This is a genomic window from Tumebacillus permanentifrigoris, assembly GCF_003148565.1.
In the GTDB taxonomy this organism is placed as follows: domain Bacteria; phylum Bacillota; class Bacilli; order Tumebacillales; family Tumebacillaceae; genus Tumebacillus; species Tumebacillus permanentifrigoris.
Map to the genome: position 1 here is coordinate 120179 of NZ_QGGL01000002.1, position 26652 is coordinate 146830.

The window sequence follows — 26652 nt, forward strand, 5'->3', positions numbered from 1 at the left end:
ATGGGGCGATCGAGGGGAATCGAACCCCCGAATGCCAGAGCCACAATCTGGTGCGTTCACCACTTCGCCACGACCGCCATGTATAAAGTTGAAAGGGGTAAAGATGGCGACCCAGGAGGGATTCGAACCCCCGACCGACCGCTTAGAAGGCGGTTGCTCTATCCAACTGAGCTACTGAGTCAAAAGCAATGGAGCGGGTGATGGGAATCGAACCCACGCGACCAGCTTGGAAGGCTGGAGTTCTACCATTGAACTACACCCGCAAGAGAAGAAGCCGCTATGGAGCGGCAACGAAACTTAGTATACAGCAAACTGCTTGACGATGTCAACTGAGATCCCAAGTTTTTTTCAGATCGAACGCAGGGATGCGGTCGCCGTCGAGCGTGTAATAGACGAACTCAGCTTCCACCCGACCTTCAGCGGTGCGCGTGAGGTCGAGCACACAATAGGTGCAGACCGTGTATCCACGCGGATAGGACAGGCTGCCAGGATTGAGCAACACGCGATCGTCCTCGACGGAGAGCGTCGGCGTGTGGGTATGCCCGAACACAACGAGTTGTGCGTTGCGTTCGGCCGCCCGGTAGTAGAGCGGGAGTGCGGTGGTTTTGACGTTGAGGGTGTGACCGTGGACGAGCAGAGCTTTTAGACCCAGCAGGTCGAGCTCTTGCTCTGTCGCGGCACTTGCAGGGTCGTCACAATTTCCGCACACCGCCACGGCGCGCGGGTAGTGGTCCAACACATCCCCAGCATGATCCCCCGCATGCATCATCACATCATACCTTCCCACCTGCCGCACCACCTGCTGTACGCGGTCGGTGCGGCCGTGGGTGTCGCTGATCACCAGCACACGCAAGGCGCGATCGCCTTGCGCGACCTGTTCGGATTCGCCAGGAGCTGAGCTTGCGTTGGCAAACAGATTCGCGGAGGTCATGCTTGCGCTTCCACCTCAGACTTGAGCATGTCGACCATCGTGCGCAGGGCTTTGGCGCGGTGTGAGATGGCGTTTTTCTCCGCGAGGGAGATCTCCGCCATCGATTGTCCGTGCGTTGGCAGGTAGAAAAGCGGGTCGTAGCCAAAGCCTTCCGAACCGCGCGGTTCGGTCAGGATTCGACCTTCGACAGTGCCAAACGATACCAGCGTCTCCTGACCCGGTCTCGCCAGCGCGATCGCGGAGAGAAACCGCGCCCCGCGCTCCGGCTCAGCCAATCCGCTCAGTTCCTCGAGCAGTTTGGCGTTGTTGCTCGCATCGGTGGCATCCTCACCGGAAAAACGCGCCGAGTACACGCCCGGTCGACCGTCCAACGCATCCACTTCCAGCCCGGAATCATCAGCAAGCGTTGGGCAATGATAGAGCGCCGCCATCTCTTCGGCTTTTTTGATCGCGTTGGCGGCAAATGTCGTACCATCCTCAACGACTTCCGGCGCATCAGCAGGAACCGGTTCGACCTGCCAACCTAGCTCCGCAAAAAAAGAAGCGATCTCCCGCACCTTGCCCTGGTTGCGGGTCGCCAATAACAGCTTCGTGACGATCCGTTCCGACATGTTCAAACAACTACCTTCCTTATGTATGTTGCACAGTCTTGGCGTTGGCTGCGATCAGGTTGACGATGTCCTCGCCCAGCACCGCTTTTTGCTTCTCGATCAACGAGTTCACGCCCTGCTGACCCAGTCCGATCATCGCTTGCAATTCGTCCATCGAGAACGACGATTCCTCGCCCGTCCCTTGCAGTTCGACGAACTTGCCGCCTCCGGTCATCACGATGTTCATGTCGACCGCCGCCGCGGAATCTTCCGGGTAGTTCAAGTCGAGCACCGGTTGCCCGTTGACGATCCCCACGGAAGTCGCCGCCAGGAAGTCGGTGATCGGCAGGCTGCTCAGCGAGCCTTTTTTCATATGTTTATGCAGAGCGTCCGCCAGCGCGACAAAGGCGCCGGTGATCGATGCGGTGCGCGTACCGCCGTCCGCTTGAATGACATCGCAATCCAGCCAGAGGGTTTTCTCGCCGAGCGCCTTCAGGTCGACGACCGCTCGCAGCGCACGCCCGATCAGGCGCTGAATTTCCATCGTGCGCCCGCCCACTTTGCCACGGGTCGATTCACGCTGGTTGCGGGTACCGGTCGAACGCGGCAACATGCCGTACTCAGCTGTGATCCAGCCGGTCCCTGAGTTGCGCAGGAAGGGCGGTACTTTGTCCTCCACCGTCACCGTACAGATCACCTTGGTATCGCCGACCGTGATCAGCACGGAACCTTCCGCATGCTTGATGTAGTCGCGCTCGATCGTGATCACGCGCGTCTCGTTAGGCTTTCTTCCATCTCCTCGCATTACGTTGCCTCCTCATCGTCCCTTTGGAATACTCTTGTAGCATAACCTTTTCTTGCGGTTTCCACTACCCCAAACTTCCTCGACAGAAAAAAACCAACGAAGCCTCGCGACTCCGTTGTTTTTTCTCACATCTGCACTATCGATTAGAGCTTTTGCTCGTTGATCACTTTCGGTGTCGTGACCGGTTTGGTCAGGTCGAGCCCGTGCTTGGCCACATTGATATCCGGTTTGGCTGCCGCTGCTTGCGCTTTCGGCGCTTTGCCGTTGACTGTGAATTGAACCTGTTGCACGCCGGTGTTCGCCGCGACGGAGAGCACGATCGAGTTGACCATGTTCTTCTCCGCTGTCGTGCCGCTAGAGACTTGGAAGTCGTCGCCAAAATCGAGCATCGCGACTTTGTCCTTTTGCTCCGACTTTTGCAGTTTCATCGTCGGTTGAACGACCGCTTCCAGACCGGCGGCGTTCGGGCCTTTGGCAAGTTCAGCCAACGTCAGGTCGACCATCTTGCTCGCGTCCGCTTTCGGGACGATGCGGGTGACCGGAACGAGATAGGCGTAATCGCCTTGTGGGTTCGCGCCTGTGAAATACAGCGTCAACTTGGTCGCGTTGGTCGGGTTGCTGACGTCCTTGGACACCTGCAGGTTGATGCCGTTCTCACGCGAGATCGCGTCGGCGATCGGGGTGCCGTTTTTCAACGTCGCTTGGGTGCGGCCTTCGACAGCAAATTGAACTTTGGAGATGCCCTCGATGCCGGTCAGCGTCCAGACGACCGAATCGACGATCGCTTGCTCCTCCGCTGCCGACTTGTAGTTCAGCACATCCTTGGAGAAATCGACGCGGGCCACGTGGTTGTTGATCGCCACGCCCTTGATCTGCGTGCCCTTGGGCAGGACGTTGTGCAAGCCGGTTCCGGAGAGCGCCGCGTCACCGCTACTGCCTTGCACCATGTGCTCAAGCGTAGCTTTGGCGATCGAGTTGGTTTTCTCCATCTTGATGTTCAGCGGGACGACGAACCCATTTTGGTTGCTGACATAAACCGTAGTCGGCATGACGTTCGTCGCTTGTTCTCCTTTGGTAGCGCCTTGCGATGAATCTGACGGGGTCGACGTTTTTTCCGGAGTCAGCGAACAACCGGTGGCCGCCACAATTGACATCGCGAGGACCGCGACCAGCGCATAGTGGGACTTTTTACGCATCGCGTTTTTCCTCCTCCAAACTGGAATCTCGTTTCTTGTTACATGTATACGAGATCATGGACGAGATATGCTTGTGATTTGTCCACAGGAGACAAGTTTTTGCAAACTTGCAAAACGCGACGCTTCCTCACCCGCCCAACGCGACCGAAGCGACCTCGATGTCCCGGTGTAGCCAGCGCCCCCCGATCTGGCGAAAATACTCGGTGTCACCAGTCGTGTAAAACTTGTACTGCGGCTGCGGATTCTGGTCATGGAGCTGCTGACTGACCGAGAGGACCGTGCTCGCTTCGCGCGCCGTCTCCTCGGCGGAATTGATCAGGGCTACCCCCTCCCCCATCACCTCTGCGATCACCGGAGCGAGCAACGGGTAGTGCGTACAGCCGAGGATCAACGTGTCGATGCGCTCCGTCTGGATCGGTTGCAGATACGCTGTGACCGTGCGCCGCGCCTCCTCCGTATCGGTCAAGTCCTCCTCCACCAACCTGACAAATGGTTTGCACGCTCGGTTGGTGACGGTGAGTCGCGGGTTGATCCGGTGCAACTCGCGGCGGTAGGCATCGGAATTGATCGTGTTCTCCGTGCCGATCACACCGATCCGCCCGCTCTTGGTCGCGGAGATCGCCGCTCGACTGCCCGGCACGATCACGCCGATCACCGGCACGGAATAACGCTGACGTGCTTCCTCCAATCCAGCAGCCGTCGCGGTGTTGCAGGCGATGATGATCATCTTGACTTCCTGGGCTACGAGGAAATCGATGATCTCAAACAAAAACTTGCGCACTTCCTCTGGCGGACGGCTCCCATACGGGCAACGTGCATTGTCGCCGACATAGAGGATATTCTCCTGTGGGAGTTGGCGGATCACTTCACCGACGACGGTCAAACCGCCAAATCCGGAGTCGAGGATGCCGATCGGTTTTGTAGAACACACAGGTGCAATCTTCCCTTCTCATGCTGTCTGACTGATCTGTTCTAAGTAAGTATATGGTCAAAAAGAAAAAGCGCTCCCTGCGGAGTCGCTCTCTCATAAAATCAGTCGCTGATATGATTATAGATTTCCGATAGCGCGGTGACAAGCGGCGCTAGGTCTTTGGATTCTACGTGGACTAAAGCTTTGGCCAGATGTTCGCGCCGGACGACGAGCACTTGCTGGATCATGTCCCGACCGCGTTCCTTCATATGTAAGCGTACTACGCGGCGGTCGTTTTTGTCCCGCACACGCTCCACGAGGTCGTTGCGCTCCATCCGATCCACGAGATCGGTCGTGGTGCTGTAGGCGAGATAAAGCTTCGAACTCAACTCACCAATCGTCAAATCGCCGAATTCGTTCAAATAGATCAGCGCATCGAACTGCGGAGGCGTGATCGAAAATTCACTGAGGATCTCACGGCCACGGCGGCGGACTTCCTTTGAAATTTGGCGAAGCAAAGTTTCAATCTCGACAACAAGACCAGTATGAATCGACGACTCTGTCATGATTAACCTCCTGTGGTGTACCTTTCCTCATTCTATCATCCTACTCATGCTAGGTCAATTGAATTTGAATAACATTAAAAAAAGTACCCGGTCAGGGAACCGGGTACTTTTTTTATTCGTAACGCAGTGCATCGATCGGATTGAGGCGGGCCGCTTTGCGCGCTGGATAGACGCCAAATACCACACCCACCATCATCGAGAAGAAAAACGCGTACAGGATCGGCGACAGCGAGATCGTCGTGGTCAGCGTGGAGAACTGCGAAACCAACTTGGCGATGCCGATGCCAAGCCCGATGCCGATGATGCCTCCCAACAGCGAGAGCATCACCGACTCGATCAAAAACTGACGCATGATCGCGCCACGCGTCGCACCGATCGCCTTGCGAATCCCGATCTCGCGGGTCCGTTCGGTGACGGAGACCAACATGATGTTCATGATCCCAATCCCGCCGACGAGCAGCGAGATCCCGGCGATCCCCGCCAACAAGGTCGTCATGATGCCCGTGATGCCTTGCGCCGTGGAGAGGATCTGCGCTTGCGAGGAGATCTGGAAGTCATTATCATTTTTGGGCAACAAGCGGTGCGCACCACGCAGGGCGGTGGTGACGTCGATCGTCGCCTGATCCATCAGGTCTGCCGATTTGGCGGAGACGAACATCGTGCGGATGTTGCCTAAGCCCAGCCGGTTGACAGCTGTGGTGACCGGGATGATCACGCGGTCATCGTTGTTGGTGTTGCCTGACGAACCTTGCGATTGCAGCACCCCGACGACGGTGAAGGAGATCTGGTTGATCTCGATTTTTTGTTCGAGCGGGTTGGCGGTGGCGCTGCCAAATAGGTTTTTCACCACTTCAGAGCCGATCACCGCGACATTGGCTTGGCCTTGCACTTCATACTTATTGAAGAAACGCCCAGACTGGATCTTCGCACTGCGCACATCCGGGTAGTTCTGCGAAGTCCCTTCAATCGTGGTCGAGGCATTCTGGTTGCGGTAGACGACTTGCGCCTGCTTGGTGACATCTGGTGCCACGCCCGCCACAGACTCTTGCTTGGCGATCGCCTCTGCATCCTTCAACGTCAGCGTGTTCGCGGAGCCGGCACCCAGTCTGATCCCACCCTGCGACGCTTGCCCAGGGCTGACAATCAGCAGGTTGGAGCCGAGTCCTTGAATCTGCGAGGTGACGCTGGAGGAGGCGCCTTGACCGATCGAGACCATCGCGATGACGGCGGATACGCCGATGATGATCCCGAGCATGGTCAGGAAGGAGCGCATCTTGTTCGCCAGCACGCTGCGGATCGAGACGCGGATCGATTCCATGAAATTCATGAGATCGCCTCCTCTTCTGCCGCGACCGCAATCTCTGCGACGATTCGGCGGTTCTGAACGTCTACATCCTCGACGATCCGCCCATCACGGAAGCGCACGATCCGCTTGGCATAGTCTGCGATGTCCGGCTCGTGCGTGACGAGGATGATCGTCTTGCCCATGTCGTTCAGGCGTTGGAAAATACTCATGATCTCAACGCTGGTTCGCGTGTCCAGCGCCCCGGTCGGTTCGTCCGCCATGATGATGACCGGGTTGTTGACCAGCGCTCGGGCGATCGAGACCCGCTGTTGCTGCCCGCCCGACAGTTCGTTGGGCTTGTTGTACAAGCGTGTGCCGAGGCCAACCGATTGCAGTGCTTCGATGGCGCGTTGGCGGCGTTCCTTGGAGGAGACGCCCGAGTAGAGCATCGGCAGTTCGACGTTTTCGACTGCCGAGGTGCGGGAGAGCAGATTGAAACTCTGGAAAACAAATCCGATCTTGCGGTTGCGGATGATGGCGAGGTCATCGTCGTGCAATTGGGAGATCGCATGACCGTCCAGCACATATTCGCCGATCGTCGGTTTGTCGAGGCAGCCGAGCACGTTCATCATCGTCGATTTCCCGGAGCCGGAGGGTCCCATGATCGCGACGAACTCGCCCGGGTTGATCGTCAGGGAGACACCGCTCAGTGCGTGAATTTCTTGATCACCGACGTGATAGATCTTGCGCAAGTCTTCGATGCGGATGAGAGGTTGCATGTTATTTACCTCCTTGTGCACCGCCACCGCTCGTACCGCCGCTGTTCCCGCCGGTGCTGTTGCGGTTGTTGCCACCCCCGCCGAAGTTGCCGCCTCCACCGAAGCCGCCAAGTCCACCGACACCGCTTCGGCTGCCTGTGGCAGTGGTCGCCGGCAGATCGAGTTGGATCATGACTTTGTCGCCTTCTTTGAGACCTTCGGTGATTTCAACGCGGTCGGCGCTCAGCAGACCGATCGTGACCGTTTTAAACGCTGCATTTTGCGGTTGGCCGTTCGCGCCCGCTGCCACGGTGGTGCCACCAAAGTTGCCAGTTCCCGTGCGGGTGCCGCCTTGGTTGTTGCGCGCAGCTCCGTTGGTGCCGTTGGTGCCAGAACCTGCGGCGTTGCCAGCGTTCGCTCCGTTGCCCTTATTGCCACCTGTGGAAGTTCCTTGCTCCGCCGTCCCGCCCGCAGTGGATGTTTCCACATAGACACCGTCACGCCCGCCAACTTCCTTGAGCGCGGTGGTCGGGACATAGAGCACATTGGTGTGCGAACCGACGGTGATCGTCACGCTGGTGGTCATGCCTGATTTCAGTGAGTCTTGTGCATCGACTGACAACACAACTGCATAGGTGGTGACCCCGTTGGCGGTCGTCGCTTCCGGCGAGACGGTCAAGACTTTGCCTTTGAACGTCTTGTCTGCGAAGGCCGTGGTCGTGATCACCGCATCCTCGCCCGCTTTGACCTTGCCGATGTCCGTCTGGTTGACTTGCGCGGTGATCTGCATATTGCCCGACGTGTCGCTCATCACGACGACCGGGGTACTCGCCGCAGAGAGTTCACCGACCGCCCCGTTGACTTGCGTGACCATGCCGTCGATCGGCGCTTTGATCGTCAGCGCGTCGAGCGCGATTTTTTGCTGATCAAGCGTTGCTTGCGCCTGCGCCACCGACGCTTGCGCTGACAGGATCGTCGCTTGATCTGGACCTGCCGTAGTCTGACCCAACTGTGCCTTCGCTTGGTCGACTGCCGCCTTCGCGGATTGCAAGGTGGCTTCATCGGGCGTTGCCGTCGATTGCTTGAAGTTCGCCTGTGCGAGGTTGTAAGACACCTGCGCTTGGTCGAGTTGGTTTTTCGCTGTGTCGAGCTGCGACTGTGCCGCCGAGCGGTCGTCATAGCTGCGTTGGGCGATGTCCTGGCTCTGCTTGGCATTATTCAAATTCAGCGTCGCCTGATCGACTTGCGCCTGCGCTTGGTCGACCGATGCCTGCGCCTGCGCGACTTGGGTCGGGTCTGGCAAGGAGCGCAGATCGGTCAGCGTCTTGTTGGCATTGGCGATCTGTTGCATCGCTTGCGAAACGGCCTGCTCCGCCGCCACTTTCGCCGCGTCGGTCGCTGCATTGTCACGATTGAACACTGCGCTTGCCAACTGATCGGTCGCCGTCTGCACGGCGGCTTGGGCAGCCGCGAGCGCCGCCGACGAGGGACCTGCTTGTGCGGTGGTCAACTTCGCTTGTGCAGACGTGTAGCCCGCCTGTGCCGAACGCAGGGAGATCTCCGCTTGCTTGACGCTATTCTGTGCCGTGATCACCGCTTGGTACGCGGCTGTGCGGTTGTTGAATTGGTTGACTTGGTTGTCGTAAGAGATCTTGGCCGCTTCCAGCGAGAGTCTCGCCTTCTCAAGCGTCGCTTGCTGGATCGCGATCGCTTCTGCGGTCGGGCCTTTTTCCGTCTGCGTCAGTTTCGCTTGTGACGCGCTGAGGCTGGCTTGCGAAGCGGCAATCTGCTCGGCAGTCGAGCCTTTCCCAGCCGATGTGAGCTTGGCTTTCGCAGCTTCGAGGTTCGCCTGCGCCTGCGCCACCGATGCTTTGGCGTTGGCGTCATCGAACTGGGCGAGCACTTGTCCCGCCGTCACTTTGTCGCCAACTTTGACCCCCAGCGCGGTCAATTTGCTGGAGTTGCCGCTGACGTTCAGCTTGATCGACTGCGGCGCTTGCACGGTGCCCGACGCGGAGATCGTCTCCGTCACGTCCCCGCGTTGTACAGTGTAGGTGCGGAACGAGGCGGTCGTGGCCTTGGGCGTTACCACTTTTTCATATGCATACGCCCCGCCGCCGACGAGCAACAGCCCGACGATGGCAATGGCGATGATTCGTTTCGTGTTCCGTCGCTTCGGCAGGATCACTTCCTGCTGGTTCTTGTTCAGCGAGAGTTCAGACATAATGCAATCCCCCTTAATGATGATGACAGGGGTAAGTCTAGCAAGAAGATATGAACAAGATATGAATGCAAAAGCCCCTGCCGAGACGGCAAGGGCTTTTTTCAAAACTTTGTCACAGTTTCGGCAATGACATCCAAGCCCGCGTGCCTTCCTCCCAGACGCTGTCGAGGCCGATTTGACCGCCGAGCAATTCGACGATTCGCTTGGCGATCGACAACCCGAGTCCAGTGCCGCCTTGATCGGTCGTGCGGGCTTTGTCGACTTTGTAAAAGCGCTCCCAGACGCGCTCGATCTCCTCCTCTGGGATTCCGATCCCTCGGTCGAGGATCTCCACACGCCCTTCCGTTCCCGTGTCCAACACGCGGATCGTGATCGTGCCGCCCTTGTGCGAAAAGCGAATCGCGTTGGAGAGCAGGTTGATCACCACTTGGATCACGCGTTCCGCCGGGGCTTGCACCGTGACATCTGCGTACTCGGTGTGCAACACCAAGCCTTTGGTTTCAATCTGCGGCGCCAGCATCGCCAACGCCTCGCGCACGACGAAGCCAAGCGAGGTTTCGCCCTCCACAAGCAGAGGTTCCTGCTCCGGGTTCTCCAGCCGTGCGAGGTCGAGCAGTTCATCGACCAACTTCCCCAGTCGCTCCGACTCCTTGTGAATCCGCTCTAAAAAAGGTCGTGCCTCCTCAACCGGAATCGTGCCGTCGAGGATCGCACCCACAAAACCGCGGATCGAGGTCAACGGTGAGCGCAATTCGTGCGATGCGTGCGCGACAAATTCACTGCGCATCGCCTCCAACGCCGCTAATTCCTCCGCCATGTGGTTGAAAGCCCCCGCGAGTTCCCCGACCTCGTCCTGTGAACGGACTTTGACTTTGCGCGAAAAGTCGCCCTTCGCCATCCGTCGCACCGCGTCGCTCATCTCCTGCAGCGGGCGAGCGATCGAACGCGAGAACAGAAAGGCCAGCAAGGATGTGCAGAGCAAGGCGATCACGCCTGAGATCACCAACACGCGGTCCACCCCGCCAAAGTGCCGGTCCAGCCCGGCTCCCTGCACGACCACCGCTCCGATCACTTTGGGGCCGCGCCGGATCGGGACGCCCACCTGCATCGACTCCGGTTGGGTGGTTTTCGCTTCTGGCACCTGCTCCACGCCGGTCAGCGTCGCCTCGACAAACGCAGCGTTCGGCGGGGCCGTGCGCCGCTTTTCCTCCGGTGGCTCGACGCGCAACGTGCCGTCCGCGTTATAGATGTAGACGGCGTTAAACGTCGCATCCTGCCCGCTGGAAAACGGGTCGTCGCGCTCGACTCGCTCCATCCGCTTGCCGACGACGATCGAGATCGCGCGCGCTTGGTCGAGCATCGACGCTTGACGTTCCTGCAAAAAGTACCCTCGGTACAAATACGTCCCTGCCACGTTCAGCACCAACACGGTGACCAGCATGATGCCGAGGATGACGAGTATCAGTTTGTGAAAAATTCGCAGGCGCTTCATGGCTTTTGCACCTCGAATTTATAACCGACCCCCCAGACCGTGCGAATGCTCCACGGCAGATCGGGACGCTCGATTTTTTCACGCAAGCGTTTGACATGCACGTCGACCGTGCGGTTGTCCCCCTCGTATTCCGCCCCCCACACTTTGCCCAAGATGTGCTCGCGATCGAACACTTGATTGGGGTGTGAAGCGATGAAATGCAACAGGTCCATCTCCTTGGGCGGCAGGACGATCCGTTCGCAGTCCACCTCCACCACATAGTCGTCAAGGTCGATCAACAGCCCCTCATAGCGCAGTTGCTTGGCGACTTTCGGTTGGCTGCGGCGCAACACCGCTTTCACCCGCGCCACCAGCTCCGGCGGATCGAACGGTTTGCCGAGATAGTCATCCGCCCCGAGGTCGAAGCCGAGCAGCTTGTCCTGACTCTGCGTCTTGGCGGTGACCATGATGATCGGCGTGGTGCCTTCGCGACGAATCTGCTTGCAGACGGCGTGTCCGTCGATTTTCGGAATCATCAGGTCGAGCACGACGAGGCTCGGGCGCAGGCGGCGGTACAAGTGCAACGCCTGCTCCCCGTCGACCGCATGGACGAACTCAAACCCTTCCTTCTCCAGATACAGCCGCATCAACAGGGCGATCGATTCGTCGTCCTCCACCACGAGGATGATCGGGTTCTGCCTCATCGGGAGCCTCCCTCCACAGACCAAGTATCCAGCAGGCCGATGCGCTTCGCCCCCGCGAGATCAGCGGGCAGTTGCAGCGTGTCGGCCGCCAATCGCGCGCAGGAAATCCCCGGCGTCAACTCCACGCGCAACACAGAACCTGCGGGCAGGTCAACCACTTCCACTTGTTCATACAGAGTGACGGAGATCGTATCATACGTGCGGCCTTGGTCGCTTTTTTCAAAAATCGTATCGTGTACATTCGCCATAAACTGCTGGTAAGCCGCCAGATCCCGCCAGAGGCCGAGGATGCACGCCTCCTGCACATCGTCCGCATTCCACCCGCCCCACTGGCCGCCGAATCCGTCGACGCCCTGCAGCGCTTGCCAATTTTCCTGCGCTTTTGAAAAAGCCGCGCGCCCCTCAGTGGGCACGCGGCAGAGAATCCATTTACACAACATCGAGAATCACGCTCCCACGGTCTACTTCGCAGTGAAAGACGAAACTCCTGCTCCCAAGATGCGACGCCACCCTATACAGCGTGACACCCATGCCAACTAAAAAAATCCCCGTTCACGCGCACGTGCCGGGGATTTTGGGACCGCTCCAAATAGCCTAGTGTGAGTGCGGGCTCAACTGCTCAATCGCCTGTTGCACCAAAGTCACACCTTGCGCCAGTGCTGCACCGCCGCCAAAAGCTGCGCAGACACCTACGGTTTCCAGGATTTCCGCCTCGCTCGCACCGTTGTCCAGCGCACCCTTGGCATGGTACAGGATGCAGTATTCATCCTGAGTTGTGATCGCGATACCCAATGCGGTGAGGTGTTTGTTTTTGCTTGACACCGCCCCTTCGCGGAAGCAGGCGGCCGTGAATTCCATGTACTTGTTGCCGACATCGGGCAGCTTTTCCGTGAAGCGACCGAGACCTTGCTTGAAATCGCGGATCGCGTGCTCTACGTTGGTTTGCGTTTCCATCCGGGTTCCACCTTTCACACGGGGTTTGTGCCCCTAGTGTGTCCCGAGCAGAAACGGGCGATGCTCCAACCGGGTCGGAAAAAAAGACCGGGAGCGCAGGGCTCTCCGGTCTTTTTTTAACAATCCAAGGGCGTGATCCCGTGACGGATCGCATAGATCGCCGCCTGTGTACGATCGCGCAGGTGCAGTTTCGAGATGATGCTGGAGACATGGTTTTTGGTCGTTCCTTCGGTGATCGCGAGGCGGTCGGCGATCTCGCGGTTGTTCAGACCAAAGCCGAGCAGACGCAGGACTTCGCGCTCCCGATCTGTCAGCTCCTCGATCCACGCCGGTTGCGCCACGACTTGCTTGGCAGGGTCGGGAATCAACGCAAAGGCCGCCTGTTGTTCACGGACGCGCTTCAACTCAGAGACCACTTGGGCCGTAATGTCTGGCGGCAACATCATCCCGCCTTGGTACACGGTATGGATCGCCTCGACGATTTCCTCGGTCGGCATCTCCTTGAGCAGATAGCCGCTCGCCCCTTCGTCAAGCGCTTCAAAAATTAACTCGCTGTCACTGAACGTGGTCAGGATCAACACTTTGGTCTCCGGCAATTGCTCGCGGATCAAACGCGTGCCCGTCACACCGTCAACGCACGGCATGCGGATGTCCATCAGCACGACGTCCGGGCGCAGTTGCTTCGCCAATTCGAACGCCTGTCTGCCGTCACTGGCGGTGCCTACGACTTCCAGTTGATCCTCCAAGCTCAAGATCGTCTTCAATCCATCGCGCATCAAGCGCTGATCATCCACTACCATCACACGAATCATGCGGTCGTTCCCCCAAATCTCCACACTTGTTGTTGTAACGGAATCCGGACCTCGATCCGAAATCCTTCTCCCTGCACACTGGTAAACTGCACCGTACCGCCCAACTCCGTCACCCGGTCCCGCATGTTCAGCAGTCCAAAACCAGGTTGGATCTGGGCGACTCCCGCTCCGTCGTCGGAGATCTCCAGCACGATCGAATCGGGGACCCCGGCCAGCAACACCGTTGCAGACCGCGCTTCACCATGTCGCTTGGCGTTGGTCAATGCCTCCTGCACGATGCGGTAGATCGCCGGGTGCCACGAGGCCGAGATCAGCGTGAGATCGCCCTGTACGATCAATTTCGCTTCTAAACCGGTCATTTTCGCAAATTCTGCTAACAAGCGGCGCAACGCTTCCGTCACGGTCGGCGCTGCCGTCTCTTCGTCCCGCAACGTGCGCACGGAGAGCCGCACTTCCTGCAACGCGGCCCGCGCCAACTCCTCACAGTGCAACAGCGTCTCATGACTGCGTTCGCGGTCGTGTTCGAGCAGTTTGCGCCCTGCTTGCAATTGGACGAGCAACGCCGTCATCTTGTGCCCGACGGTGTCGTGTATTTCACGAGCAATGTGATTGCGTTCGCGCACGGCGGTCATCTCCTCGACCTGACGAGCATAGGCGCGGAGTTCCTCGTACAATTTGGCAAACTCCTGTCGCGATTGCTGGTAATAGCGAATCAACCAGCCGACCACCGTAGCGAATACGAAAAATCCGTAATTGAACAAATTGCTGAACAGCGTAATCTCTTGCGTCTGCACATATTCCACACCGACCAGCACCGCCCAGATCAACGTCACCGATCCACACCACCAGACCACGACTTGGCGGCGGTTGGTCATCAGCATCAACGTCATGCTCTCAATGCCGTAAAACAGCAGGTAGGTATGATCCTTCGGATCGATCGCCACTCCAAATCCTAAGGCGAGCAACAGGTCAGCTGTAAATATCCAGATAAACCGCTTGGGAAACAGCATATACAACGCATGGTTGGCGGCGAACAGCATCATGCCGAGCTCAACAAATCTGCGTTGGTCGAGCGTGAGGTCCTCACTCATGAATAGATAGCTGGCGGCGATGCCGATGAGCATGGCGATGCGCGTCCACCACAACAGCGACATCGACAACAGATTGCGGGTCAAAACGGACCTCTCCTCCTCTAGAAAAAAAACTCCTCTTTCACCTATTTTAACAAAACGGGTGCAAGAGGAGAATAGTGACATTAAAACTATATAATTTACTTTTCGTAACGACCGACCACAACCGATTGATAGTTGCCCCCGAAGGAGAACGAGGAGACCAGCGCGTGGTTGACGACGCGCTCACGGTTGCCGCCGAGGACGAGGTCGAGACCCGCTGCTTCGGTGAACGTCTGCTCCAAGCCCGGAATCCCTGGGATGTTGCCGCTGTTCATCGCGTAGAGCACGCTGAGCAGACCCATCATACCGGACGTCGCCAACATCTCACCGAAATAGCCTTTCGGTGCGCTGACCGGCACTTTGTCGCCGACGACCCGCTTGAGCGCACGAGCTTCCGCCGTGTCGAACACGAGGTTGCCGCTCGCCGCCGCCGCTACATAGTCGAGTTGGTCGCTGGCAAGACCCGCTTCTTGCAGCGCCAATTCAAACGACTTCGCCCATTCCTCGCCCGTGCGGTTGACGCGCCCAGGACCGGAGGAATCGGAGGTCAAGCCAAAGCCTTTGAGTTCCGAATAGACGCGAACGCCGCGCGCCAACGCGGACTCCTCGCTCTCCACGATGTATGCGACGCAACCGCCGCCGATCACCGTGCCATCGAGACCTTGGCCAAACGGTTTGATCATGTCCCGGCTCAGGTAGCCCGGCACGCGGGAGTGACCCGCGATCATCGTTTCGTTGAATTCGTCAGCCGCGATGACGATCACAGCATTCGCATCGCCATGCTTGATCAGCTCGGTCGCATAGAACAGGGCGTTGATGCCCGCCGTGCCGCCCGATGTGATCGTGGTGGTCGGGCCTTTGATCTTGAAGTTCAGGCAGACGTGCCCTGCCGCCGCGTTCATGACCGTGTTCGGGAACAGTTGTGCTTCCGCATGTTCGGCACCCTTGGAGATCACGGTGCGGTTGAACGCTTCAACCGTTTTCAACGGGCCCGTACCGGTCGCGAACAGCACGCCGATGCGCTCCGAGTTTTTGGTGTCGACTTTGAGCTTGGCATCGTCGAGCGCCATCTTGGTTGCCGCACACGCTTGCTTGCCGAGTTCATCCATCCGGCGCAACAGGGCACGGTTGACCAGTTTTTCAAACGGCATCTCCGGTATTTTCGACCCGAGTTTGACACCGTCATACTCGGTGGTATCGAACTCGTCGATCGCCGTAAACGCATGCTCACCCGCTTCAAACTTCGCGAAGATCTCCTCTGCTTTGGCAGACTGCCCTGCGATTGCACCGAGGCCGGTGATCACGACGCGCTTGTTGTCACGCACAGAAGGCAACTCGCGTTGCTCTTCGAACTTGCCGAGCAGGATCGAAGCGTTGTTGCCGCCAAATGCGAACGAGTTCGACATGACGGTGTTGACTTCTGCTTGACGACCTTCGTTTGGCACAAAGTCGATGTCCTTGAAACCGTTCGCTTCGTGGTCGAAGTTGATCGTCGCCGGCAGGAAGTTGTTGTTGATCGCCAAAATCGAGGTGACCCCTTCACCTGCACCTGCCGCGCCGAGCATGTGCCCGAGCATCGACTTGGTCGAGGACATCGGCACATTGCCTTTGAACAGCGTGCGCACACCGACCGGCTCCGAAGAGTCGTTCGCTTTTGTCCCTGTGCCATGACCGTTGATGTAGTCGACATCCTGCTCGGTGATCGCCGCTTTTTCCAACGCGCGACGCATCGAACGCATGCCGCCTGCACCGGCCGGGTCTGGTGCCGTGATGTGGTAGGCATCCGCAGACAGCGCGTAGCTCAGCACTTCACCGAGGATCGTCGCACCGCGTTCGAGCGCGAGGTCCATGCGCTCCAGCAGGAGCACGCCTGCACCCTCACCGATGTTCAGACCTTCCGACTTGCTAAATGGTGCGCAGTGCTCCGCGCTCAACGCCCCAAGGGTATTGAAGCCGCTCATCGACAGGCGGCAGAGCGGATCGACACCGCCGGCGAACATCGCGTCCGCACGACCGCTGCGGATGATATCTGCCGCATAGCCGATCGAGTTCGTGCCTGCCGCACAAGCGTTGGAGATCACGCTTTTCGGGCCTTTGAGCTTGAGCGATTTCGAGACGCTGTCGACCGGGATGTGGATGACGTACTTGTAGAGCAAGGACGGGTCCGCTTCCTTGATGCCTTCCTGAATCCATTGCGCATGGAACTCTTCGCCACTGCGCATCCCACCAAGCGATGTGCCGAGGATCACCCCGACGCGATACGGGTCGACGCTCGCCAGATCCAGCTTGGCGACTTGAACCGCTTCACGAGCTGCGATGATCGAGAGCTGGCCTGCGATGTCGTACTCCTGCACCTCTTGCGGGGAGAAGTGATCGGCCGGGTTATACCCGTCGATCTCTCCCGCATACTGGGTGTCAATTCCCGACATATCGATGGAGGAAACCACCTTTATGCCGCTCTTGTTGCTCGTGACACTGCGCCAGAAATCCTCGACGTTGTTGCCGTTGGCGCAGATGATGCCGATGCCAGTCACCGCGATGCGGTCCTTGTAGTTGGACATGTGCTCCCAGTCCCTCCGTTCTTATGCGATTTTGATAGCCCAAGACTTCGGCAGGATGTACGGAGAGGAGATGGTTTGGACGGTGACACGCTCACCCGCTTGGTTTGTCGCTTCCAGCGCGATCCCCGAGACGGCGAACAGTTCATCCACCAGAGCGAGGCCGAGCTTTTTGCCGAGGAAACCGGAGTCGCGCACTTGCAGCACGGTGCCGATCGTCTCGTCTTCGAGCACGATCGAGTCTTGCTCGCTAAGCGATCCCGCTTCGACAGAGAAGCCGATGATCCGGCGGTTGACGCCTTCGCCGCGCTTCGCTTCCAGCGCTTCACGACCCACGAAGTCTTCCTTGTAGAAGGAGACGACCCATTCCAAGCAGGATTCGAACACGTTCACATCGGCGGTTTCGACCGCGACGTTCGGTTGGCGCACTTCCAGCATCGCCACTTCCAAGGTGCTGTGGCCAACCGCTTGCACCGGGTATTGCGAGGCATCATGACCGAGCAGTTTTTCCCAAACGCCCGCAGCTGCTTCCGATTCGATCACAACTTTGTAGCCGTACTCACCGGTCACACCGTTGCGGCAGAAGATCGCTTGCACGCCGTCGATTTCATTTTCCACGAAGGATTGGAACGGAAGCAACGAGATGTCGAAGTCGATCAGGCCAGCCGCCGCTTTCCAGGAGTACGGGCCTTCGACTGCGAGGATCGAGAGCGCATCGGAGAGGTCTTCAATCTCGACATCGCCAGTTTTGCGCTCTTCCAGCCATGCGCCGACCGCATCGCGGCCTTGTACGGAAGTTTCGATCAGGATGCTTTCTTCACGCTTGTAGAGGGTGACCGCGTCGATCACGTTGCCTTCCTCGTTCAGGAGCAAGGTGTAGATCGTTTTCTCAACGTCGAGGAACTCGATGTCCTTGGTGACGAGGTGGTTCAGGAATTCGACGTGCTCGTCGCCTTTGACGAGGTATTTGCCGACAGCAGACAGGTCGTAGAGCCCGACCCCGTTGCGCAGTGCCTCATATTCAGCACCTTCAGTGGAGTAGGTGGACACAACTGCATAGCCGTTTACTTCGGTCAGGGTGCCTTGTTGCTTGGTTGCTTGAGTCAGGATGGACGTTTTCATTAGGTAGAGGCTCCTCTCTTACTTGTGCGAAAGTTGTAAAAAGCGAAACGCGTCTTCCTTCGATTGGCAGAAAGCCACGTAGATCGTATGAGTTCGTTTGTCATGCGGTTGCACCACAGCAAGTTGCAAGCCTTTGTCGGGCATCTCGATCGCCGTCAAGAACGCGTCCGCCTGCGGTGACCAAGCGGCGGCAAAGTGACCTTTGCCCAGCTCCACGACCATCCGCGACTCGCCGTACACACGGCGGGAGTTGCGGCTTTCGGTCAACTGATGGTGACCGAGGTGGTTCCAGTAATGCACCGTCTTCGCCGATTTTTTCTCCCCGTGTCCGTTCCAGAACAGTTGCCAGCCGAGGTTGACTCCCTCCCCACGCATCTCCATGCGCAGAATCGGGCTGCCCGGCAACAACAGGTAGTCCACTTCACAGCCATCAGCGACACAACGCACACCGCGCCAAGTCTGGCCGTTGTCCTCCCGTTCGATCGGCTCCCCGACGAACGATTTCGAGTGGATGTCATAGAACAGCACCCCGTGGTGAATCGGATTGACCGGTTGTTGTAGCCATTGCGGATGGAAGCCACAGGGCGCGTTGTAGTTCGTCCCGTGGTTTTTCAACTTCGGGTAGTTCGAGGAGACCATCTCGTGGCGGTTGTACTTCAAGCTCGTCACCGCACCTTGGAAGTGCGGGGCGACCGTCAGCGTCAACGCGCCGTTGTCGAGTTCGAAGACCGGTTGGCCGCCAGAGGTCTTGGTCCGCACGTCGACTTCATGCTCAACAGGGAGCGCAGTCAGCACGAACGTCTGCTCGATGTGCAGGCCGCGCGTGTCGTTTGCAAAAACGAGCACACCGTCGACGACGTTTTGCTCGCCAAGCAGCGGCAGTTCGAAGGCGATCTCTTGCCCGGCGCTCGCGCTAAGCCCGTCAAGTTTCACGGATTGCTCATGGTCGAGCGCGGGGAGACGGAGCGTGAGCGTGCCGTCGACTTTTTTCATGAGGCGGGATGTCACGCCAACGCGGAAAGTCTGCGGCGTCGCGTCGTTCGGGAGGAACGACGGCGAGAGGATCGTCAGCTCCACGCGGTCGTGTACAGGCAAGCTCGGGGCAACCTGCCCAGACTGCGCTTGCCAGATGCGCTCGATTTCTCGTGCGCCTCCGTAGCCGAGGACGTAAGCATGCACCGCCACAGGCGGTTGCGTTTTCCAAAATGCCTTGACGGGCTTGCCATTCGGTCGGCTGTGGAAAGTCAGAGCAGGCATGAAGCGTTGGCCGTAGTGTACGCTGCGCACATCGCCATGCCAGATCATGCCCACGGTGACATCACGGCTTTCAAACGCGGTCCAGTTCGCTGCATACCCTTCAGGGTTGGCAGGGAACTCAAGGTCGTTGACCCATTCGTAATCGAGCATTCCATACGGGAACACCGAGTCGACCACCGTGCTGTGCACCGTGCCGTCCGCCAGCGGAATCGAGACTGACGTATCCCGCAACAGGCAGAACGGATAGAGTTTCAGCGGATGTTGATCGGGCGTGTAATCCTCGACGCGCAACTGGCGGTCCTCCGTGAACGAGATCCGGCGGACGAGCGTGCGACCGTCGCGGCGCGTTTCCTTGACCAACAAGGCACTCGGATTGGCGTCCTCCAACAGTTCGAGCTGGCGAGTTGCCGACTCACGGATGCCGTTTTGGAACGGGAATCCGAGATCTGGCCAGGCTTCCAGGACCAGTTCGGCGCCCGTTTGGCGGTCGTAGAGGTACAGGTTGCCAGTGCGGCGGTCGACTTGTGCAGACAGCCACGCGCTGTCCAGCAGGTAGCGTTCGCCGCGCTCGTAGCGCACCGTTTTGTTCGGAGCGGTCACGGCGACCAGCAGTTCCTGCGAGCCGCACTCCCCGCCTTCCTTGGCAAACAACCGCGCCTGCAATCGACCTAGACCCGTGCGCAGGCCCGTCACCGACAGCGGAACTTCTGCCGTCCCACCCGCTGGCAACACCACCGAGCGCGTGGCCAGACCGCTTACCAACACGTGGTGTGGTTCGAGGTTGTCGAGGAGCAACAGCCCTTGAAGTTCACGCGTCGAGTTATTGGTCAGCACCAAGTGCCCTTCACAAACTTCGCCGCTGAGCAACGAGCCGATCTGACAGGACATCGAGACTTGCGGGCGGACTTCCACCAGCGTCTCAAAGTCGAAGTTCATCACATCGAAATTCAGCTCCGTGCGCAAGGGGACGTTGCCAGCGGTTCCGAAGCACAGGGGCTCCTCCCAAGTGACACTCTCACCCGGTTGCAGCACGCGCTCCGTCAGACCCTCGCTGTACAGCATCTCTTCGCCGCCCAGCCACGTGCGGAACTTCGCCGTGACGGGCTCTTCCGTCAAGTTCTGGCACTCGAAGCGCACCTGCGCCTGTTGTCCGATCACCAGCTCTGGCGAATTCACAACGTGGTGGAAAAAGCGCACATACGGGCTCTCCATCATCACGACGCGCTGGGTGCGCAGGTCGAGCCAAAACGTATACTTGCGGTCACCGAACTGGAACTTGTTCTCCATCACCTGCATGCCGTGGACACGGATCGTATCATCCTCCGCGCTGCGGACATTGTCGGAGCTGACCATCCCTTTCCAGCCGACTTGCGCCAGCCGGTCGTTGATGTCTTGGCGGACATTTTTCAGTCCATCGCGGATGTACTTGATCAAGTAAGGCAGGTAGCTGCGCAGCTTGATCTGACCGTCGTTGACCATGTATTCGCGGCCACTGCGGTACATCCCGATACGCTTGTACAGCGCCAGCGCCGATTGGTTGGTCATGTACACCGTCGCATCGATGTAGTCGTACCCCATCTGCAACAGGCGCACCGCCGCATCGGAGAAAAACCTCCCCGTCAGCGGACCTTGGCGGAAATCGGGATGAATCAACAGCTCCACCGCAAAAATCGCGTTGTCCTCGCACATCATCTGGATGTTGCGATTGGCGAAGTACAAGATGCCGATGATGTCTTGGTCGTACTCCATGACCATGAACAGCGCGATGTTCTGTTCGTCAAAAAAACGCTCGACGTCGCTTGGCTTCAGCATTTCCCCCGGCGGGGTCGAACCCGATCCCACGCGGTTGTGAAACGCAAATTGGTTGAGAAAAGCGGTGATGCGCACCGCTTCCTCCCGACCGCAGGGAGAGATCGTGATGCGGTCTTGCGTACTGGTCTCAGTGGTCGACGCGGTCGACATAGGTGAAGTCCCCCCTGCTTACGCTTCGGCGCCGGAGTCCGGACGTTGCGAAACGGAGATCGTGCCTTCGACGACCTTGTCCTTGCCGACATACGCTGCAACTTTGACCATCGTCAGGATGCCAACCGCGCGGCCAAAGGAAACTTTTAGCTCCAGTTGATCGCCCGGCACGACCGGCTTCATGAACTTCATGTCGCGGATGGCGACCAGGTAGCCGATGCGACCTGCTGCGTCCAGATCGTCCGTATTCCCAGCCTGCTTGGCAGCTTCGATCGCCCCGGTGCTAGCCACGACGGCGGTCATCTGTGCGAGCGCTTCGATGATCAACACGCCCGGCATGATCGACTCGGTCGGGAAGTGCCCTTCAAAGTACGGCTCGCTGACCGTGACGTTTTTCAAACCGGTGCCGCTGCTGCCTGGTTTCAGTTCGATGATGCGGTCAAGCAACAGGAACGGCCAGCGGTGCGGAAGCAATTTGCGGATATCATCCGCGGTCATCAACGTTTTCACTGTTCGATCACTCCATGTTTTCCGTGATATAGTCGGCAAGCTTGTTGATCGAACCCAGTACTTCCATGTTGTCATCGTACAGGGTGACGCCGAATTCGTCCTCGATGCAAACGGTCAATTCCAGTGCATCGATCGAATCGAGGCCAAGGCCACGGCCGAACAGGGGTTGGTCATCAGTGATCAATTCTGGCTCGATATCGAGGCTCAGACGCTCAACGATGATCGCTTTGATACGGTTGGTCAGTTCACGGCGTTTCTCCGCTTGCTCTTTTACGGATGCATAGGTCAGCAACATCTGGTTTCGCCCTCTCTTTGATTCGGAATTTTATTCGTATGAATTAGCCATTCACCATGCCGCCATCGACGGTGTACACCTTGCCCGTGATGTACGAAGCGCGGTCAGAGCTCAAGAACGTGACCAAGTAGGCGATGTCTTCCGGCTTGCCGATGCGACGCAGCGGGATCAATTCCAGCATTCTCGACAGCACGCCTTGGTCCATGCCCTTCGTCATGTCAGTCTCAATAAAGCCAGGTGCCACGACGTTGGCACGAATGTTATGTTCAGCAACTTCCTGGGCCAGCGCTTTGGTGAAGGAGATGATGCCACCCTTGGAGGCCGCGTAGTTCGTTTGCGCTTTGTTTCCGGAGATTCCGGTGGTCGAGGCGAGGTTGATGATCACGCCCGACTTTTGTTTCATCATCAACTTGACAGCCTCGCGGGTGGTGAGGAAGGTCCCGCCGAGGTTGACTTTCAATACCTCTTCGAACTTGGCCTCGCTCATCATCGCCACGAATCCATCGTTGGTGATCCCGGCGTTGTTGACGAGGATGTCCAACTTGCCATAGGAGGTGCGGACTTGCTTAAACAAATCCTTGACTTCCTTTTCGCGGGAGACATCACACTTGATGGCGACCGCTTGACCGCCTGCTTCCTCAATCTCGCGAACGACGTCTTCAGCTTTTGCTTGGTTGCCGTTGTAGGTGAAGACAACAGTCACACCGCTCGCCGCCAAGTCTTTTACGACTGCGCGTCCAATCCCGCGCGAGCCGCCGGTGACAACTGCAATACGCGCTTGATCCACCCAAAGCTCCCCCTTACCCTTTTACGACTTGCGCCTGTGTCTTTAACGTTTTGACAGTGCGCATATAGTTGCTGGTCGAATCGGTGGTGTTGGTCGTCCATTTCAGACCTTGCCACGCTTTGAGCAGTCCGATCAACGTGCGACTCGCCCCGACTTCGACCAGCGTCTCCACACCGAGTTCCGCCAGCTTGTCCACCGACTTGCGCCACTGCACCGTTCTCGTACATTGGCCACGAATATCGTCGAAGATATCCTGTGCGGTCTCGCCAAACGACGGGCCGCAGTTCAGCAAGATCGGAATCGTCGGATTTTTCAGTTCAAATTGCGAGACGTAATCCATCAGTTCGTCTTCCACTTCCAGCATCAGCGGGGAGTGGAACGCTTGCGAGACGCGCAGATGGCGCGGTTTGACGCCGGTGATCGTGCCCAATTCCTCTGAACATTCCTTCATCTTGGTCGCTGCCCCGGAGAGCACGACCTGCGTCGGTGAGTTGTCGACGCCGATGTTCCCACCAAGCGTCGTCACGATCTCTTTGACCTGTTGCATCAGTTGTTCATTCAGCGTGATGACGGCGACCATATCGCCGGCTTCCTTCACCGCGGACATCAATTCGCCGCGTCGCTTGACAATCTGCAACCCGTCTTGGAAAGACAGCGCGCCCGATGCTACGATTGCAGCAAACTGCCCTAAGCTCATCCCCGCCACTACATCAGGTCTGAACCCTTCCTGTGTCAACAGTCGGAACACGCCGACGCTGACGGTATAAATCGCCGACTGTGCAACCGCAGTGTCTGTCAGTTGCTCGATCGGCCCTTGGAAACAGAGTTTTTTCAAATCAAATCCCAGGATGTCGTTCGCTTCTTCGAACAGTTCACCAAAAATTGCGGGGTGACGCTGCGAGAAGTCGCGGCCCATGCCGACCGCCTGTGTACCTTGACCTGGGAAGATAAACGCGGTCTTCATACGATCCCTCCGAGAAATGCATCGATTTTTTCCTGTACTTCAGCTGGTATGCGGACGATTAATTGACCTTTGGAACTGGTCATCGCGTGTCTGGACTCTCCGGTGGCCAGCAACTGACGCCCGACTTTACGGTACACACGATACTTAAAGTCCAGCATCGCCTTCGTCGGTCGCTCCAGTGCCGTCTCCACGATCACCGTCTGTCCGTATCGTGCAGAGTCCTTAAACTGGCTTCGAATGTCGATCACCGGCAGGAAGATCTCCTCCGACAATTGCGCAAACGAGATACCCGCAGCACGCGCCAATTCGATCCGCCCCATCTCAAACCAAACAAAATAATTAGAATGGTGGACGACGTTCATGGGATCACATTCGCTGAAACGCACTTGCACTTCGGTTTTCACCCATTTCATGAAGGTCACCCCCTTTCCCGTATCAATCGACCATGCGGAACCGTTTAATTGTCCTTACATCATCATATTTGTAGTTGTATCACACAGGAAATTAAATTTCAATATCCTAATAGAAAATTTGATTATCAGATGCGATAACAAAACTAAAACAAGAACGAACCAAACACCACAACAATTCTAAGGTAATATAAAGTAAGACATACTTTTTTTCGTTGTATTTTTATTTACACCCATCCGTCCTCTATGGTATATTTTTATGCGAAGTCTACTTCACTAAATGTTGTAAGTTGAGTTTAACAAAAAACCTTACAACATGAGAGCGATTCCAAACATCACCCACAATCTAGGAGGTCATGGAATGTCTATGGATCAGTTGCAAGAACAGATCGAATTTCTGACGCAGGTCGCTCAATTTACCAACGATGCACGGTTGAAGGGTGCTCTTGAAATGGCGCAAGCATTGCCGGCAGGTTCCCCGCAACAAATCGGCATGGTTGCTGAAATCTACAAGCAAGTTCAAGAAGCGATGAAAGGTTATACCGTTGCAAGCTCGCCAGAACTTGAATGGGAACCGACCGTGTTGCCGGAAGTTCCGCAAGCGGACGACCAATACGATGTCATCATCATTGGTTCGGGCATCGGCGGCCTGACCGCAGGGATCGAGATTGCTCAATCCGGTGCGAAAGTACTCTTGCTCGAGCAACATTATGTATTTGGCGGCGCGACGCATAACTACGTGCGCAAAGGCAAATACCACTTCGACGCTGGCGTAGAAACCATTTCCGGTCTCGGCCACCTCGGCGCTCCGAACCACTTCCTGACCCGCCATGACATGTGGAAAGAAGTGGAGTTCCTGAAGACAAGCTTCCATTTCCGTTTCGGCGAACACTACATCACACTGCCGAACGAACTCGGCCCGTGGGTCGAAGACCTCTGCACCCGTTACCCGCACGAAGAAGCAGGGATCCGCGAGTTCTTCACCTTCACCAAAGCCGCTTACGAAGAAAAATACAGCTTCTTCGAACCGGATCGCATCACCCCGCGCCCGGTAACCGATGAAGAAAAAATGAGCTACCCGGAACTGCATCCGCACAATTACCGCCTGATGACGACGACCTGGGGCGAATTCATGGGCGAACACTTCAAAGATCCGATGTTGCACCGTGAAGTTTCGCTCCTGTCGCACTTCATCGGCGACTTGAATGAAGACACCCCGACCTCTGATATGCTCCCGCTGCTCGGCTACTTCATCGTCGGCGGCTACCGTGTCAAAGGCGGTTCGCAACGTCTGGCTGATGCATTCGTTCGCAAGTTCCGTGAGTACGGCGGCGTCGCGAAAAGCTCCGTCACCGTTGACAAGATCCTCGTCGAAGATGGCGAAGTCAAAGGTGTGGAAACCAAAAAGGGTACGTACTATGCGCCGATCGTCATCTCCAACATCGACCCGCGCATGATGTACGAAAACCTGCTCGGCGTTGAGCACCTGACCGAAGAGTACCAAGAGAAGATCAAAACCTTGATCCCGTCTGCATCGGCTTTCATTTTCCAAGCGATCTTGAAAAAGCCGTTCCCGCACGATGCGATCGTCACCTACTACTTCAAAGAGCCGATCGAAGCACCGGAAATCGGCGCAACCTTCCCGCGTTGCTCCTACGTTTCCGCAGCGACTCACGACCCGTCGCTGGTTGCTGAAGGCGAAGGCCAGATCACGATCAACTTGAATGCACCGGCAGACTTGGAGCGCTTCACCTCGATGAGCAAGGAAGAGTACGCAGACTTCAAGGAAAAAGCTCTGGCAGTCGGGATGCGCATCCTGAAAGAGATCGACGAAGAAGCGCATGACAACGTGCTCTGGGCAGAAATTTCCACGCCGAAAACCGCGTTCAACTACATGCGCACCTACGGCGGTTCCATCTACAACATCCGTCCGAGCAAAGCCCGCAAGTTCCCGAACACCAACGCACCGGTCAAAGGTCTCTACCTCTGCGGCGCTGGCGTACACGGCCCGGGCGTCGAAGCGGTCGTCATCTCTGGCGGCTTCGCAGCGGAGAAGATCAAACCGTACTTCGAAGCTCGAAAAGCAGCACTGAGCTCGAACTAATACGAAAAAAACCGTTGAGATCAATTGATCTCAACGGTTTTTTTGTTGGAGAGCGGCAGTCAGATCTGCAATTCCCTGAGTCGTACCAACTCGACCACTGCCTGTGAGCGTCCTTTTACGTTTAACTTCTTCATCACATTGCTAATGTGGTTCCGGACCGTCTTCTCACTGATAAACAATTGGTCCGCAATTTCCTTGGTCGTCTTGTCTTGAACGAGTAGCTCAAACACTTCGCGTTCACGAATGGTGAGTAGGGATTTTCCTCGCGTGTCCTTGCCCGCTGTCACTCTCGATCCCTCCTTGCT

General features: G+C 57.4%; 25 protein-coding genes and 3 tRNA genes. 1 reads left to right on the forward strand and 27 read right to left on the reverse strand.

Going from position 1 to position 26652, the window contains the following annotated elements; all coding sequences use genetic code 11:
• Position 1: 1 nt before the first annotated feature.
• The 26 genes from C7459_RS02725 to C7459_RS02850 form a co-directional block, all read right to left on the reverse strand.
• Positions 2-77: transfer RNA gene (locus tag C7459_RS02725), tRNA-His, on the reverse strand.
• 27 nt (positions 78-104) lie between these two features.
• Positions 105-181, reverse strand: a tRNA-Arg gene (locus tag C7459_RS02730).
• A gap of 8 nt (positions 182-189) precedes the next feature.
• Positions 190-263 (reverse strand) — tRNA-Gly (locus C7459_RS02735).
• Positions 264-325: 62 nt separating this feature from the next.
• On the reverse strand, positions 326-931 hold the full coding sequence (locus C7459_RS02740) for a metallophosphoesterase family protein (protein WP_109686084.1): 606 nt from the start codon (positions 929-931) through the stop codon (positions 326-328).
• Positions 928-1542 carry an XTP/dITP diphosphatase gene (locus C7459_RS02745; RefSeq protein WP_109686520.1) on the reverse strand — a complete coding sequence of 205 codons (615 nt, stop codon included), beginning with the start codon at positions 1540-1542 and terminating at the stop codon, positions 928-930. Before C7459_RS02745 ends, C7459_RS02740 begins: the two co-directional genes overlap by 4 nt.
• A gap of 19 nt (positions 1543-1561) precedes the next feature.
• Positions 1562-2326 carry a ribonuclease PH gene (gene rph, locus C7459_RS02750; RefSeq protein ID WP_109686086.1) on the reverse strand — a complete coding sequence of 255 codons (765 nt, stop codon included), beginning with the start codon at positions 2324-2326 and terminating at the stop codon, positions 1562-1564.
• A gap of 143 nt (positions 2327-2469) precedes the next feature.
• On the reverse strand, positions 2470-3522 hold the full coding sequence (locus C7459_RS02755; protein WP_109686088.1) for a GerMN domain-containing protein: 1053 nt from the start codon (positions 3520-3522) through the stop codon (positions 2470-2472).
• 127 nt (positions 3523-3649) lie between these two features.
• The gene (gene racE, locus C7459_RS02760) at positions 3650-4453 is read right to left on the reverse strand and encodes a glutamate racemase (protein WP_109686090.1); all 804 of its coding nucleotides are present in this window, start codon (positions 4451-4453) and stop codon (positions 3650-3652) included.
• 101 nt (positions 4454-4554) lie between these two features.
• Positions 4555-4998: a MarR family winged helix-turn-helix transcriptional regulator gene (locus C7459_RS02765; RefSeq protein ID WP_109686092.1), complete on the reverse strand. Its 444-nt coding sequence runs from the start codon at positions 4996-4998 to the stop codon at positions 4555-4557.
• Positions 4999-5110: 112 nt separating this feature from the next.
• Positions 5111-6325, reverse strand: coding sequence for an ABC transporter permease (locus C7459_RS02770; protein ID WP_109686094.1), 1215 nt, complete (start codon positions 6323-6325; stop codon positions 5111-5113).
• Positions 6322-7062: an ABC transporter ATP-binding protein gene (locus C7459_RS02775; RefSeq protein ID WP_109686096.1), complete on the reverse strand. Its 741-nt coding sequence runs from the start codon at positions 7060-7062 to the stop codon at positions 6322-6324. The genes C7459_RS02770 and C7459_RS02775 overlap by 4 nt, the downstream gene beginning before the upstream one ends.
• Position 7063: 1 nt before the next feature.
• Positions 7064-9265, reverse strand: a complete 2202-nt coding sequence (locus C7459_RS02780) for a beta-barrel domain-containing protein (RefSeq protein WP_109686097.1) — start codon at positions 9263-9265, stop codon at positions 7064-7066.
• A 112-nt stretch (positions 9266-9377) separates the two neighbouring features.
• Positions 9378-10757 (reverse strand): sensor histidine kinase, encoded by a 1380-nt coding sequence (locus tag C7459_RS02785; protein WP_109686099.1) that lies wholly within the window; start codon positions 10755-10757, stop codon positions 9378-9380.
• Positions 10754-11440: a response regulator transcription factor gene (locus C7459_RS02790; protein ID WP_109686102.1), complete on the reverse strand. Its 687-nt coding sequence runs from the start codon at positions 11438-11440 to the stop codon at positions 10754-10756. The genes C7459_RS02785 and C7459_RS02790 overlap by 4 nt, the downstream gene beginning before the upstream one ends.
• The gene (locus tag C7459_RS02795) at positions 11437-11880 is read right to left on the reverse strand and encodes a YdbC family protein (RefSeq protein ID WP_109686104.1); all 444 of its coding nucleotides are present in this window, start codon (positions 11878-11880) and stop codon (positions 11437-11439) included. Before C7459_RS02795 ends, C7459_RS02790 begins: the two co-directional genes overlap by 4 nt.
• 154 nt (positions 11881-12034) lie before the next feature.
• Entirely contained in the window at positions 12035-12394 is a 360-nt protein-coding gene (locus C7459_RS02800) for a carboxymuconolactone decarboxylase family protein (RefSeq protein WP_109686106.1), read from the reverse strand.
• A gap of 116 nt (positions 12395-12510) precedes the next feature.
• The gene (locus C7459_RS02805; RefSeq protein WP_109686108.1) at positions 12511-13206 is read right to left on the reverse strand and encodes a response regulator; all 696 of its coding nucleotides are present in this window, start codon (positions 13204-13206) and stop codon (positions 12511-12513) included.
• Positions 13203-14381 (reverse strand): sensor histidine kinase, encoded by a 1179-nt coding sequence (locus C7459_RS02810; protein ID WP_170119224.1) that lies wholly within the window; start codon positions 14379-14381, stop codon positions 13203-13205. Before C7459_RS02810 ends, C7459_RS02805 begins: the two co-directional genes overlap by 4 nt.
• A gap of 95 nt (positions 14382-14476) precedes the next feature.
• Positions 14477-16939, reverse strand: coding sequence for a beta-ketoacyl-[acyl-carrier-protein] synthase family protein (locus tag C7459_RS02815; RefSeq protein ID WP_109686113.1), 2463 nt, complete (start codon positions 16937-16939; stop codon positions 14477-14479).
• A gap of 21 nt (positions 16940-16960) precedes the next feature.
• Positions 16961-18058 (reverse strand): aminomethyl transferase family protein, encoded by a 1098-nt coding sequence (locus C7459_RS02820; protein WP_109686115.1) that lies wholly within the window; start codon positions 18056-18058, stop codon positions 16961-16963.
• Between the two features lie 18 nt (positions 18059-18076).
• Positions 18077-21277: a hypothetical protein gene (locus C7459_RS02825; RefSeq protein WP_109686117.1), complete on the reverse strand. Its 3201-nt coding sequence runs from the start codon at positions 21275-21277 to the stop codon at positions 18077-18079.
• Positions 21278-21295: 18 nt separating this feature from the next.
• Positions 21296-21787, reverse strand: coding sequence for a 3-hydroxyacyl-ACP dehydratase FabZ (fabZ, locus tag C7459_RS02830; protein WP_109686119.1), 492 nt, complete (start codon positions 21785-21787; stop codon positions 21296-21298).
• Positions 21788-21794: 7 nt separating this feature from the next.
• Positions 21795-22082 carry a phosphopantetheine-binding protein gene (locus tag C7459_RS02835; protein ID WP_109686122.1) on the reverse strand — a complete coding sequence of 96 codons (288 nt, stop codon included), beginning with the start codon at positions 22080-22082 and terminating at the stop codon, positions 21795-21797.
• Between the two features lie 43 nt (positions 22083-22125).
• On the reverse strand, positions 22126-22869 hold the full coding sequence (gene fabG / locus C7459_RS02840) for a 3-oxoacyl-[acyl-carrier-protein] reductase (protein ID WP_211320326.1): 744 nt from the start codon (positions 22867-22869) through the stop codon (positions 22126-22128).
• Positions 22870-22882: 13 nt separating this feature from the next.
• Positions 22883-23833, reverse strand: a complete 951-nt coding sequence (locus C7459_RS02845) for an ACP S-malonyltransferase (protein ID WP_109686124.1) — start codon at positions 23831-23833, stop codon at positions 22883-22885.
• A complete protein-coding gene (locus C7459_RS02850; RefSeq protein ID WP_109686126.1) occupies positions 23830-24246 on the reverse strand; it encodes an acyl-CoA thioesterase in 417 nt (138 codons plus the stop codon). Before C7459_RS02850 ends, C7459_RS02845 begins: the two co-directional genes overlap by 4 nt.
• A 358-nt stretch (positions 24247-24604) precedes the next feature.
• Here C7459_RS02850 and C7459_RS02855 point away from each other — a divergent pair, with 358 nt between their 5' ends.
• Complete coding sequence (locus C7459_RS02855) at positions 24605-26347, forward strand: phytoene desaturase family protein (protein ID WP_170119225.1); 1743 nt, start codon at positions 24605-24607, stop codon at positions 26345-26347.
• 59 nt (positions 26348-26406) lie between these two features.
• Here C7459_RS02855 and C7459_RS02860 read toward each other — a convergent pair whose 3' ends face one another.
• Positions 26407-26634, reverse strand: coding sequence for a helix-turn-helix domain-containing protein (locus tag C7459_RS02860; protein WP_109686130.1), 228 nt, complete (start codon positions 26632-26634; stop codon positions 26407-26409).
• Between the last annotated feature and the right edge of the window lie 18 nt (positions 26635-26652).